The organism is Blastococcus capsensis (assembly GCF_030165005.1).
In the GTDB taxonomy this organism is placed as follows: domain Bacteria; phylum Actinomycetota; class Actinomycetes; order Mycobacteriales; family Geodermatophilaceae; genus Blastococcus; species Blastococcus capsensis.
This window is the reverse complement of the sequence record NZ_JASNNW010000031.1, coordinates 1-12,356: the sequence shown is the minus strand read 5'-3', so window position 1 is coordinate 12,356 and position 12,356 is coordinate 1. Positions and strand designations below refer to the sequence as shown.

9 protein-coding genes and 1 tRNA gene are annotated in these 12,356 nt (G+C 72.8%); 4 read left to right on the top strand and 6 right to left on the bottom strand.

What is annotated here, in order from left to right; genetic code table 11:
- Positions 1-38: 38 nt before the first annotated feature.
- The 3 genes from QOZ86_RS19630 to ilvA all read right to left on the bottom strand — a co-directional run bounded on the left by QOZ86_RS19630 (position 39) and on the right by ilvA (position 3,194).
- On the bottom strand, positions 39-842 hold the full coding sequence (locus tag QOZ86_RS19630) for an ABC transporter permease (RefSeq protein WP_284493659.1): 804 nt from the start codon (positions 840-842) through the stop codon (positions 39-41).
- Positions 839-1,831, bottom strand: a complete 993-nt coding sequence (locus QOZ86_RS19625) for an ATP-binding cassette domain-containing protein (protein ID WP_284493658.1) — start codon at positions 1,829-1,831, stop codon at positions 839-841. Before QOZ86_RS19625 ends, QOZ86_RS19630 begins: the two co-directional genes overlap by 4 nt.
- 136 nt (positions 1,832-1,967) lie before the next feature.
- The gene (gene ilvA, locus QOZ86_RS19620) at positions 1,968-3,194 is read right to left on the bottom strand and encodes a threonine ammonia-lyase (protein WP_284493657.1); all 1,227 of its coding nucleotides are present in this window, start codon (positions 3,192-3,194) and stop codon (positions 1,968-1,970) included.
- Between the two features lie 70 nt (positions 3,195-3,264).
- On the opposite strand from ilvA, the gene QOZ86_RS19615 reads away from it, so the two are divergent.
- Entirely contained in the window at positions 3,265-4,740 is a 1,476-nt protein-coding gene (locus tag QOZ86_RS19615) for a sigma 54-interacting transcriptional regulator (protein WP_284493656.1), read from the top strand.
- Between the two features lies 1 nt (position 4,741).
- Complete coding sequence (locus QOZ86_RS19610) at positions 4,742-6,721, top strand: VWA domain-containing protein (protein ID WP_284493655.1); 1,980 nt, start codon at positions 4,742-4,744, stop codon at positions 6,719-6,721.
- Positions 6,722-6,896: 175 nt separating this feature from the next.
- On the opposite strand, the gene QOZ86_RS19605 is transcribed toward QOZ86_RS19610, so the two are convergent.
- Positions 6,897-8,249, bottom strand: coding sequence for a DUF2252 domain-containing protein (locus tag QOZ86_RS19605; protein WP_284493654.1), 1,353 nt, complete (start codon positions 8,247-8,249; stop codon positions 6,897-6,899).
- Between the two features lie 89 nt (positions 8,250-8,338).
- Here QOZ86_RS19605 and QOZ86_RS19600 point away from each other — a divergent pair, with 89 nt between their 5' ends.
- Together QOZ86_RS19600 and QOZ86_RS19595 are read left to right on the top strand one after the other, a co-directional pair.
- Positions 8,339-9,370 carry an SGNH/GDSL hydrolase family protein gene (locus QOZ86_RS19600; RefSeq protein WP_284493653.1) on the top strand — a complete coding sequence of 344 codons (1,032 nt, stop codon included), beginning with the start codon at positions 8,339-8,341 and terminating at the stop codon, positions 9,368-9,370.
- Between the two features lie 130 nt (positions 9,371-9,500).
- Positions 9,501-10,721, top strand: a complete 1,221-nt coding sequence (locus tag QOZ86_RS19595) for an acetyl-CoA C-acetyltransferase (protein ID WP_284493652.1) — start codon at positions 9,501-9,503, stop codon at positions 10,719-10,721.
- 201 nt (positions 10,722-10,922) lie between these two features.
- On the opposite strand, the gene QOZ86_RS19590 is transcribed toward QOZ86_RS19595, so the two are convergent.
- Together QOZ86_RS19590 and QOZ86_RS19585 are read right to left on the bottom strand one after the other, a co-directional pair.
- Positions 10,923-11,777 (bottom strand): Bax inhibitor-1/YccA family protein, encoded by an 855-nt coding sequence (locus tag QOZ86_RS19590; RefSeq protein ID WP_284493651.1) that lies wholly within the window; start codon positions 11,775-11,777, stop codon positions 10,923-10,925.
- Positions 11,778-12,158: 381 nt separating this feature from the next.
- A tRNA-Leu gene (locus QOZ86_RS19585) sits at positions 12,159-12,232 on the bottom strand.
- Positions 12,233-12,356: the final 124 nt, after the last annotated feature.

The window sequence follows — 12,356 nt, the reverse complement described above, 5'->3', positions numbered from 1 at the left end:
CACGGGGGCCGCCCTGGATCGCGCGCAGCCCTTCGTGCTCAGCGGCTGGCCGTGCGCCGGTAGATGCGGACCGAGAGCGGGATGAAGACCGCCAAGAGCACACCCGACCACAGCAGCGTGTAGAGCACGGGGTGCTGCAGGGACCACACGTCGGAGGCCTCCAGGACCGGAGCGGTGTTGCCGAACAGCTCGCGGGCCGCCTGCACCACCGCTGACACCGGGTTCCAGTCGGCGATCCACCTGAGCACCGCCGGGAAGTTGTTCGTGGGCACGAACGTGTTGGCGATGAAGGTCAGCGGGAAGATCACGATGAAGCTGGCCTGCTGGACCACCTCCGGCGCCCGGACGAGCAACCCGACGGTGGCCATGAGCCAGCTCATGGCGTAGGCGAGCAGCAGCAGCAGCGCGAAGCCGGCCAGCGCCTCACCGATCGACGACCGGATCCGCCACCCGACCACCAGGCCGGTGACGCCCATGACCACGATCGACAGCGCATTGAGCGCCAGGTCGGCGACCGTGCGGCCCACGAGCACGGCCGACGACGCCATCGGCAACGACCGGAACCGGTCGATGAGCCCCTTCTGGAGGTCCTCGGCCAGGCTGGCGCCGGTGATCGTGCTCCCGAAGACGATGGTCTGGGCGAAGATCCCCGGCAGCAGGAACTCCGCGTAGCTGATCCCCTCGATGGGGATGGCGCTGCCGAACACGTAGCGGAACAGCAGCACGAACATGATCGGCGACAGCGTCGCGAAGACGATGAGCTCCGGCACCCGCCTGACTTTGACCAGGTTCCGGCGGGTGATCGTCAGGCCGTCCTCGACGGCGGCCCCCAGCGCGCTCATCGGGCACTCCCCACGGCCGTCACCGGCTCGTCGCCGGCCTCTCCGGTCTCCTCGGTCACCCGGCCGGTCAGCGCCAGGAAGACGTCGTCCAGGTCGGGACGGCGCAACCCGGCGTCGACGATCTCCGCCGCGCTGCCGTCGAGCCGGCGCAGCGCCTCGGCCAGGACCTCGGCGCCGCCGCTGACCGGCAGGCTGACGCGTCGGCCGGGCTCGTCGACGTGCGGCTCGTCGGTGGCCAGCGGGCGCAGCCGCTGCACCATGTCGGGCAGCACGGCCGCGTTCGTGACGGTGAACTCCAGCCGCTGGCCACCCACCTGCGCCTTCAGCTCGTCGCCGGTGCCGCGGGCGATGACCCGGCCGTGGTCGATCACCACCATCCGGTCGGCCAGCCGGTCGGCCTCCTCCAGGTACTGCGTGGTGAGCAGGATCGTCGTCCCCCCGTCGGCGAGATCGGCGATGAACTCCCACATGGCCAGCCGGCTGCGCGGATCCAGCCCGGTCGTCGGCTCGTCCAGGAACAGCACCCGCGGCCGGTTGATCAGCGAGGCCGCGATGTCCAGCCGGCGCCGCATGCCGCCGGAGTAGGTCTTCGCCGGCCGGTTCGCCGCGTCGGCGAGGTCGAAGCGCTCCAGCAGCTCACCGGCACGTCTGCGGGCCTCCGCCTTGCCCAGGTGGTACAGCCGGCCGACCATCTCCAGGTTCTCGGAGCCGGTCAGGTACTCGTCGACAGCCGCGTACTGGCCGGTCAGCCCGATGGCCGCGCGCACCCGGTCGGCGTCCTGCTGCACGTCCAGACCCACCACCTCCGCCCGCCCCGCGTCGGCCACGAGCAGGGTGGTGAGGATCCGCACCACCGTCGTCTTCCCCGCGCCGTTCGGACCGAGCAGCCCGAGCACCGACCCCTCGGCCACGGTCAGGTCCACCCCGTCGAGCGCGGTGGTGGCGCCGTAGCGCTTGACCAGCCCCTCGACGACGATCGCGTCGGTCATGCTGCGGACGGTAGGCGGTCCCACCGACAGTTCCCGAACGCTTTTCCCGATGGCGTGCACACCCGGTTCCTCGCTCTCCGCCCCGCCCGGTGCGGGGTCAGGAGCCAGGACCGGGGCCGTGGCCGGAACTCATCGGTCACACGGGCGTGACGGCGTAGCCGCCCTGGCGCAGAGCCGCGATGACCTCTCCCGCGTGCACCGGGCCCCGGGTCTCGAGCACGACGAAGACCTCGACCTCACCGACGCCCAACCGGGTCGTCGTCCGCTCGTGCTCGACCTCCAGCACGTTGGCGCCCACGGCGGCCAGCTCCGCCAGGACGGCGGCCAGCGAGCCGGGCCGGTCGGGAACCTGCAACCGCAGCGACAGGTACCGGCCCGCCGCGGCCATGCCGTGCTGGACGACCTTGAGCAGCAGCACCGGGTCGATGTTGCCGCCGGAGAGCACCGCGACCACCGGCGGCGCGAAGGCGGTGGGATCGGCCAGGACTGCCGCGACCGCTGCCACCCCCGCCGGCTCCACGACCAGCTTGGCCCGCTCCAGGCAGAACAGCAGCGCGCGGGAGAGCTCCTCCTCGCTGACCGTGCGCACCTCGTCGACCAGCCCCTGCACGTGGGCGAAGGTGAGCTCGGTGGGACGGGGGACGGCGATCCCGTCGGCCATCGTGGACATGGACTCCAGCGCCACCGGCCGGCCCGCGGCCAGCGACCCGGGGAACGCGGCCGCCTCCGCGGCCTGCACCGCCACCACCCGCACGTCGGGACGGCGCTGCTTCACCGCGGCCGCGACACCGGACACCAGGCCACCACCTCCGGCGCACACCAGCACGGTCGCCACCTCGGGGCACTGCTCCAGCACCTCGAGCCCGACCGTGCCCTGCCCGGCGATCACGTCGGGGTGGTCGAACGGGTGGATGAACACCGCACCGGTGCGCTCGGCGTGCTCGGCGGCGGCGAGCAGCGGCTCGGCGAGCGACTGGCCGAACATCTCGATCTGCGCCCCGTAGCCCTCGGTGGCGGCGACCTTGGGCAGCGGTGCGCTCTCGGGCATGTAGACCGTCGCCCGGGCGCCCAGCAACCGCGCGGCCAGGGCCACGCCCTGGGCGTGGTTGCCGGCGCTGGCGGCCACCACGCCCCGCGTACGCTCGGCGTCGGTCAGCCGCGCGATGCGGGTGTAGGCGCCGCGGATCTTGAAGGAACCGGTGCGCTGCAGGTTCTCGCACTTCAGCCATACCGGGCCACCGACCCGGTCTGCCAGGCCCCGCGAGTGCTCCAGCGGGGTGCGGCGGACGATGCCTTCGAGCAGCTCCGCCGCGGCCTCGACGTCGGCGCCCGAGACGAGCGGCGGCCCACCGGATCCGATCACGCGGGGATCCTCGCAGGCGGCGGCACGGACGGCCGCCCGGACGCGCCCTCCTCGTCGTACCGTGGCGGGGGTGACGGACACCCCGGGTGCCACCACCGCACCGGCAGCCCCCTCCCCCGCACCCACCACGCTCGGCGAACTGCGCGCCACCGGCTCCACCTCCCGGCCGGTGAAGGCGGAGATCCGCGCCAACCTGCTGGCCCGCCTCGCCGCCGGCGAGCCGACCCTGCCGGGCATGGTCGGCTTCGAGGACACCGTGCTGCCCGAGGTCGAGCGCGCACTGATCGCCGGCCACGACCTGGTGCTCCTCGGCGAGCGCGGCCAGGGCAAGACCCGGCTCATCCGCACCCTCGTCGGCCTGCTGGACGAGTGGACGCCGGTACTCGCCGGCAGCGAGCTCAACGAGCACCCGCTCGCGCCGATCAGCGTCTGGGCGCACCGGCAGATCGCCGAGCACGGCGACGCCACCCCGGTCGGCTGGCTGCACCGCAGCGAGCGGTTCGGCGAGAAGCTGGCGACGCCGGACACCAGCGTCGGCGACCTGATCGGCGACGTCGACCCGATCAAGGTGGCCGAGGGCCGCACCCTGGGCGACCCGGAGACGGTCCACTACGGGCTGGTGCCGCGCACCAACCGCGGCATCTTCAGCGTCAACGAGCTGCCCGACCTGGCCGAGCGCATCCAGGTCGCGCTGCTCAACGTGCTGGAGGAGCGCGACATCCAGATCCGCGGGTACCGGGTGCGGCTGCCCCTGGACCTGCTGCTGGTGGCCAGCGCGAACCCGGAGGACTACACCAACCGCGGCCGGATCATCACCCCGCTCAAGGACCGGTTCAGTGCGGAGGTGCGCACGCACTACCCGATCGAGCTCGCCGACGAGATCCGGCTGCTGCAGCAGGAGGCGGCGCTGAGCTGGCCGACCGCGTTCGGCGCCGACCACCTGGCACAGCCGGTCGTGCCCCAGCACCTGGTGGAGATCGTCGCCCGCTTCACCCGGCTGGTCCGCGAGTCCAGCCACGTCGACACCCGCTCCGGCGTCAGCGCCCGGTTCGCGATCGCCGGGCTGGAGACCGTCGCCGCGTCCGCCGTCCGCCGTGCCGCCGTCGCAGGCGAGGCCCGGCCGGTGGCCCGGGTCGTCGACCTGCCGAGCATCGTCCCGGCGAGCCGCGGCAAGGTCGAGTTCGCCGACTCCGGCTCCGACCCGGACGACGACCGCGAGCTCGAGGTGCTCGAGCACCTGCTCCGCCAGGCCACGGCCCAGACCTTCCGCGCCCGGTGCGCGGGGCTGGACCTCGGCGGCCTGCAGGAGCACTTCACCGGCGGGGAGACCGTCGAGTCCGGCGACCTGGTGCCCGCCCCGGCGCTGCTCGGCCAGCTGGGCACGATCCCCAAGCTCGCCGAGCTGCTCGGCCGGCTGGGCGTGCCCGAGGGCGACCAGTCGGCCGAGCAGGCGGCGGCGGCCGTGGAGTTCGCTCTGGAAGGGCTGTACCTCACCCGCCGCCTGGCCAAGGACACCGACGGCGGCCGCACCGTCTACGGAGCCTGAGATGAGCGCGCGACGTCCGCGCGGCTACCGGTACGGGGCCTGGCGGGGCGGCCCCGATCCGCTGGCCCCGCCGTACGACCTCGGCAACGCCGTCGACGAGATCGGCGACTCGGTGCTGGCCGGCAGCGGCGTGCAGGAGGCGCTGCGCGAGCTGCTCCGCCGCGGGGCCGAAGGCCGCCGCGGGCTGGACGAGCTGCGCCGGTCGGTGCGCGACCGGCTGCGCAAGGCGCGTTCCGCCGGCCGAGTGGACGGCACGCTGCAGGAGGTGCGGGAGCTGCTCGACCGGGCTCTCGATGCGGAGCGGCGCGAGCTGTTCCCCGACCCCGACGACACCGCGCGGCTGGCCGAGGCCGAACTCGACGCCCTGCCCGAGGACACCTCGGGCGCGGTGCGCGCACTCAAGGACTGGTCGTGGCGCTCGGCCGAGGCCCGGCAGGCCTACGAGCAGATCCAGGACCTGCTGCGCCGCGAGGTTCTCGACAGCTCCTTCGCGTCGATGAAGCAGGCGCTGCAGAACGCCACCGAGGGCGACCTGCAGGCGGTCAAGGACATGGTCGCCGACCTGTCCCGCCTGGTCGACGCGCACAACCGGGGCGAGGACACCGACCAGCAGTTCGCCGACTTCATGGCCCAGCACGGCCAGTTCTTCCCCGACCACCCGCAGACGGTCGAGGAGCTGATCGACTCCCTCGCCCGCCGGGCAGCCGCGCAGGAGCGCATGATGGCCGGCCTCTCCCCCGAGCAGCGCGCCGAGCTGGCCGACCTGATGGCGCAGACGATGGAGGACATGGGGCTGGCCAGCGAGATGGCCCACCTCTCCGACGCGCTGCGCCAGGCCCGGCCCGACCTGCCGTGGGGCCAGCGCGGCCAGGTGCCCGACGGCGAGCAGCCCCTGGGCATGGGCGACGCGACCAGCGCCGTCGCGGAGCTCGCCGACCTCGAGGCGCTGTCCAACCAGCTCTCGCAGGGCTACGCAGGCGCCTCGCTGGCCGACGTCGACGAGGAACTGCTCGAGCGCGCGCTGGGCCGGTCGGCCGCCGACGACCTCGCCGCCCTGCGGCAGCTGGAGCGCGAGCTGGAGCGCCAGGGCTACCTCAACCGGTCCGGCGGCACGCTGGAGCTCTCCCCGAAGGCCGTGCGCCGGCTGGGCGCGACCGCGCTGCGCCGAGTCTTCGCCCAGCTCGACGCCACCGGCCGCGGCGAGCACGACGTCGCCGACGCCGGCGCTGCCGGGGAGCTCACCGGCAGCTCGCGGGAATGGCGGTTCGGCGACGAGCAGCCGCTGGACGTCGTCCGCACGGTGAAGAACGCCGTGCTGCGGACGGCGGGCGCGCCACGAACGGACGGCCGTGTGCGCATCGCCGTCGAGGACTTCGAGGTGGTGGAGACCGAGCGGCGGACCGGAGCCGCCGTCGCCCTGCTGGTCGACCTCTCCTACTCGATGGCGCTGCGCGGGACGTGGGGCGCGGCCAAGTCGACGGCGATGGCGCTCCACTCGCTGGTGACCACGCGGTTCCCGCAGGACGCGATCGAGATCATCGGCTTCTCCTCCACCGCGCAGGTGCTCCGCCCGGAGACCCTCGCCGAGCTGTCGGTGGACACGCTGCAGGGCACCAACCTGCAGCACGGGCTGATGCTCGCCCGGCGCTTCCTGGCCCGGCACCGGGACGCCGAGCCGGTGGTGCTGGTGGTCACCGACGGGGAGCCCACGGCCCACCTCGAGGACGACGGGACGCCGTTCTTCTGCTGGCCGCCGATGCCGGAGACGATCGCGCGCACGGTGGCCGAGGTGGAACGCGTCGCCCGGTCCGGCGCCACGGTGAACGTCTTCGCGCTCGACCCCGACCCGGGGCTCGTCCACTTCGTGCACGACCTCACGCAGCGGGCCGGCGGGCGGGTGTTCCAGCCCGACACCGAGCGCCTCGGCGAGTACGTCGTCGCAGATTATCTGCGCACCCGGAGGGGGCGGCGATCCCGGTGAGGCCTGCTCCCGGGGCCCGGCCCGAGCGTGCGAGGGCTGGGGAGGAGCAGGTCCTTCTGCTGCGCACCCGCCGCGGCCGCCGCGCCCGCTGAGCGAGGTCCTCGCCGGGCCGCCCCCGCCCAGGCATAGGAGGCTATGCCTACGTCTGCGCGGTCGAAACCGTATGCACAGCCTCCTATGCCCGGTCCCCCGGCAGCGGGTGCGAGCCGCTCGAGCTGATACCGGGGATCAGGCCGGCGCGGAAGGCGTTGACGAAGAGCCGGAAGTCGTCCTGCGTCCGGCGCGCGTAGGAGTGCGCGAAGTCGACCAGGTCGCCGACGAACTCGTCCCGCCGGTCGCCGACCATCTCGGAGATCGCGTCCTCGGTCTGGAACGGCACCAGCGTGTGGTCGCTGTCGGCGTCCCCGACACAGTGCAGCTTCGCGGTGGCGCGGCCGAGCTGGACCATGACCGGGGCGATGTCCTCCGGCTCGGTGAGGTCCTCCCAGTCCAGGTCCAGCTCGTAGGGCGACAGCTCGGCGACGACGAAGCCGCGGCCGTCGATCTCGGTGTAGCCGAGGAACTGCGAGGTGTTGGCCTGCAGCGACCGCTGGCTCAGCGCCGTCCGGTGGCCCTCGTTCTCGAAGTAGGCCCGGATCTCCGGATCGGTCACCACCCGGCTGGGTGCGGGCACGTTGCCCTGCTTCAGCGACAGGACGACGTCGTTCTCCAGCGCCTGGTCGTACCCCTCGAGCAGCACGTTGTAGGCCGGCAGCCCGGCGCTGCCGATGCCGAAGCCACCGGTGCCGATGACGTCCTTGACGTCGTAGGTGACCTCCCTGCGGCGCTGGCCCTTGGGCACCGTCTCGCGGTACCGCTCCAGGGCGGCCAGCACCCGCTCCCGCTCGTCGTCCTCCAGCCGGCGGTTGCGCGGGCGGTCGGCGAACCGCCGGTGGTAGCCCTCGATCACCGTCATGCGCTCCAGCAGCCCGAGCCGGGTGCGCGTGGTGGTCTCGTGGATGACCTCGCGCACCGCGCCCTCGGTGTTGTCGGCCAGCAGCGCGAACGAGCGGTCCTCGTCCGACCGCCGGAAGGCCTCCACCTGGTCCAGGTAGGCGTGCAGGTAGCCGGTCAGCAGCTCCCCGATGACCTCGTCGCCCAGCGCCTTGCGCCACGCCAGCAGTGCGAAGCTGGCCGCGAACCGGCGGAGGTCCCAGCTCACGTGGCCCAGGTAGGCCTCGTCGAAGTCGTTGACGTCGAAGACGATCCGGCCGGCGCTGTCCATGTACGTACCGAAGTTCTCCGCGTGCAGGTCGCCCTGGATCCACACGCGCGACGTCCGCTCGTCGCACCAGCGGTCCTCCGACGTCGCCATGTCCGCGTAGAACAGAGGCGCGCTGCCCCGGTAGAAGGCGAACGGATCGGCCGCCATCTTCCGGAACTTGGTGCGGAAGGCGTCGGCATCGGCCTCCATGAGGTCGCCGAAGGCGTCGACGAGGACGTCGACGATCTGCCGCGCCCGGTCGTCGTCGGATGTGGGATGGATCACACCAGCGAGGGAGGAGGCCACAGGTTGCACCGTAGGCGGCCGATAACGTCAGTGGTGCCACGACAGCGCCGAACAGGGACGGAGGGACCATGACGCGTACCGACACGGCCCGACGGCTCGCCACCGGCGCCGCCTACGGCGGCGGCGGGGTCGGGATCGCCGGCGCTGCCCTGGTCGCCCTGCTCCGCGAGGAGGCCCGCGCCGCCCGCCGCAAGGTCGATGCCCGCACCGACAAGAGCAACCCGCCCTCGGGCGACGGCATCTACGGGCGGGGAGGCGGCACGGCGATCGTGCTGGCGGTCCTCGGTGACTCCAGCGCGGTGGGTCTGGGCGTCCAGCGCGCCGCCGAGACCCCGGGAGTGCTGGTCGCCGCCGGGCTGGCCGAGCTCGCCGAGCGCCCCGTCCGGCTGGTGGGGCTGGCCAAGTCCGGTGCCCGTGCCGCCGACCTCGAGGTGCAGGTCGACCGTGCGCTGGCCGAGCAGCCCACGGTCGCGGTCATCATGATCGGCGCGAACGACGTCACCGCCCGCACGCCCACCTCGGTCTCCGTCGGCCACCTCACCGACGCAGTACGCCGGCTGACCGCGGCCGGCTGCGAGGTCGTCGTCGGCACCTGCCCGGATCTCGGGACCATCCGGCCCATCGCCCAGCCCCTGCGCACGCTGGCCCGCCGGTGGAGCCGCCAGATGGCCGCCGCCCAGACGATCGCCGTCGTCGAGGCCGGCGGGCGCACCGTGTCCCTCGGCTCGCTGCTCGGTCCGGCGTTCGCCTCCGACTCCAGCATGTTCAGCGTCGACGAGTTCCACCCCAGCGCAGCCGGGTACGCGGCGGCGGCGGCGGCCCTGCTGCCCTCGGTCGCCGACGCGGTCGGCGTGTGGCCCGCCCGCGCCGACCGGAGGCTGCGGGGACTTCGCCGCGAGACCGTGCGTCCCGTGGCCCGCGCCGCGGCGCGCGCGGCCAACCGCCCCGGCACCGAGGTGCAGGCGGCCGAGATCGGCGGCTCCGACACCGGCCCGTGGGGGCCCTGGGCGCTGCTGCGCCGACGCCGGCCGACGGAGATGCCGACACCGGAGCAGGCCGAGCACGCGGAGTCGGCCGCGGAGGCTCCGGTCGCCGACTGATGAGCGTGACCCACACCACACCGATGTACCGACGGGCCGGGCCGGGATCCGCCGCAGGGCAGCCGGGGTACTTTCCGGAGTGACCTACGTCCGGCGAACCGCGTCGGACCCACCTCATCGTGGAGGACCCATGCCCGAAGCCGTCATCGTCGCGACCGCACGCTCCCCCATCGGCCGCGCCTTCAAGGGTTCGCTCAAGGACATGCGCCCCGACGACCTGGCCGCCGCCGTCGTCCGGGCCGCCCTGGACAAGGTGCCCTCGCTCGACCCGACCGACATCGACGACCTGATGCTCGGCTGCGGCCTCCCCGGCGGCGAGCAGGGCTTCAACATGGGCCGCGTCGTCAGCGTGCTCCTCGGCATGGATCACCTGCCCGGCACGACGATCACCCGGTACTGCTCCTCGTCGCTGCAGACCACCCGCATGGCCCTGCACGCGATCAAGGCCGGCGAGGGCGACGTCTTCATCTCCGCGGGCGTCGAGACCGTCTCCCGCTTCGTGAAGGGCAACAGCGACGCGATCCCCGACACGAAGAACCCGGTGTTCGCCGACGCCCAGTCCCGCGTGGCCAAGGTCGCCGAGAGCGGCGCCGACTCGTGGACCGACCCGCGGGAGCACGGCGACATCCCGGACGTCTACATCGCCATGGGACAGACCGCCGAGAACCTGGCGCTGCTCAAGGGCGTCACCCGCGAGGAGATGGACGAATTCGCCGTCCGCAGCCAGAACCTCGCCGAGGAGTCGATCGACAACGGCTTCTGGGAGCGGGAGATCGTCCCGATCACCACGCCCGACGGCACCGTCGTCACCAAGGACGACGGCCCGCGGCCGGGCACCACGCTCGAGGGCATCTCCGGCCTCAAGCCGGTCTTCCGCCCCGACGGCCGGATCACCGCCGGCAATGCCTGCCCGCTCAACGACGGCGCGTCGGCGGTCATCGTCATGAGCGACACCAAGGCGCGCGAGCTGGGTCTCACCCCGCTGGCCCGCGTGGTCTCCACCGCGGTCACCGGCCTGTCGCCGGAGATCATGGGCTACGGCCCGGTCGACGCCTCCCGCCTGGCGCTGAAGCGGGCCGGCATGACCATCGACGACATCGACCTGGTCGAGATCAACGAGGCGTTCGCCGCGCAGGTCATCCCGAGCTACCGCGACCTGGACATCGACATCGACAAGCTGAACGTGCACGGTGGCGCCATCGCCGTCGGGCACCCGTTCGGCAGCACCGGCGCCCGGATCACCGGCACGCTGATCAACGGGCTGCAGACCAAGGACAAGACCTACGGTCTGGAGACGATGTGCGTCGGCGGGGGCATGGGCATGGCGATGGTGCTGGAGCGCCTCTCCTGATCTGAGGCCGCGCCGTCGATCATCGGCGGGTGGCTGGTCGACACGCCGTCGACTGCAGCCACTCGCCGATGATCAGCACGATCCAGCCGCCAGAACGAACAGTGGCCCGGCCCCCTCGCGGGGACCGGGCCACTGTCACGTTCTTGGCCCCCTGCAGGGCCCCGCCGCGAGCCTGCGAGCGGTGGGGGGCAGGGGGTCCTTCTACTCGTCCTGGAAGTAGGACAGCAGCCGCAGGATCTCGATGTACAGCCAGATGACGGTCACGAGCAGACCGAAGGCGACGTACCAGGCGAACTTCGCCGGGGCGCCGCGGCGGATCGCCTCGTCGGCCATGTCGAAGTCGAGCAGCAGCGTGAACGCCGCCACACCGATCACGAGCAGGCTGAACCCGATGGCCAGCGGGCCGCCGTCGCGCAGCCCCAGGCCGCCCGGGGTGAAGAAGCTGGCGACGAGGTTGACCACGATCAGCGCCAGCACGCCGATCAGCGCACCGACGATCCAGCGCGTCAGCTTCGGCGTCACCCGGATCGCACCGGTCTTGTAGACCACGAGCATCCCGGCGAAGACACCGAAGGTGCCGATCAGCGCCTGCACGACGATGCCCGGGTAGAGGTTGTTGAACACCTCGCTGATCGCACCGAGGGCGACGCCGTAGAGCGCACCGTAGGACAGCGTCGCGACCGGGTTGGCGATCTGCTTGAACGCGATCACCAGGCCGAGCACGAAGGCGACCAGCACCGCCGGGAGCGCCAGGCCCAGTCCCGCGTCACCCGGGATGGCCCAGGTGGCCGCGGCGGCCAGGACGGTCACCAGGAAGGACAGGCCGGTCTTGGTGACGACGTCGTCCATCGTCATGTAGCGGGTCGCGGGCGTCGTGCCGTACGGGGACGGCGCGGTGTACGCGTCCTGCTGCGGCGCGGGGGCGCCGTACTGGGTCGGGGCACCGTACTGGGGCGCGCCGTGCTGCGGCGCGTTGCCCCAACCGGCGTACTGCTGGCCGGGGCCGGCGTTCCCGAACCCGCGGCTGAACGCCGGGTTCTTACTGGGCATCGTCATCTCCTCGAGGTGACATCTGGGTCGTGGAGCCAACTTGGTGCACTCCACTCGGTCAGGTCAACGCCCGACACGCCCGAACCGTTCCACGGTCCCCGAACCCCACTCCCGGGTGCCCTGCTGACGGGCGGGGCGAGGGGCTGCGGTCGAGCTCGTGCGCCACCGGACGCCACCCGGCCGCGACCAGCTCGTCGGTCTTCCAGCGGGGAAGGGGGTGCGCAGCCGGTCAGGGGGTGCGCAGCCGGTCAGGGGGTGCGCAGCCGGGGTCCAGCGCTCCCACGAGGTGGCTCGGTCTCGGTCCCGGCGGTGGGCGGTTCCCACGGGTGGTCGCCAACGGCCATGGCGGCACGGAGAGCCGGGACGCCGCGGACGTGGGCGTCGCTGTGCCCCCGGTCGGGTTCGAACCGACACTGGAACCCTTTTAAGGGGCCTGCCTCTGCCAGTTGGGCTACGGGGGCCCGGAGGCACGCTAATGGGTCCACACCGCGACGGCAGCGGCGCCGTCCCATCTGGGGAAGGGACGGCGCCGCCGGCCGGTCAGGCGCTATTGGTCACCCCTGGTCAGGACTCCTCACCGTGGTC

Excerpts from the sequence above, each read along its gene's own strand:
- QOZ86_RS19630 (WP_284493659.1), bottom strand. The coding sequence starts at position 842 with ATGAGCGCGCTGGGGGCCGCCGTCGAGGACGGCCTGACGATCACCCGC.
- QOZ86_RS19625 (WP_284493658.1), bottom strand. The coding sequence starts at position 1,831 with ATGACCGACGCGATCGTCGTCGAGGGGCTGGTCAAGCGCTACGGCGCC.
- QOZ86_RS19610 (WP_284493655.1), top strand. The coding sequence starts at position 4,742 with ATGAGCGCGCGACGTCCGCGCGGCTACCGGTACGGGGCCTGGCGGGGC.
- QOZ86_RS19600 (WP_284493653.1), top strand. The coding sequence starts at position 8,339 with ATGACGCGTACCGACACGGCCCGACGGCTCGCCACCGGCGCCGCCTAC.
- QOZ86_RS19595 (WP_284493652.1), top strand. The coding sequence starts at position 9,501 with ATGCCCGAAGCCGTCATCGTCGCGACCGCACGCTCCCCCATCGGCCGC.
- QOZ86_RS19590 (WP_284493651.1), bottom strand. The coding sequence starts at position 11,777 with ATGACGATGCCCAGTAAGAACCCGGCGTTCAGCCGCGGGTTCGGGAAC.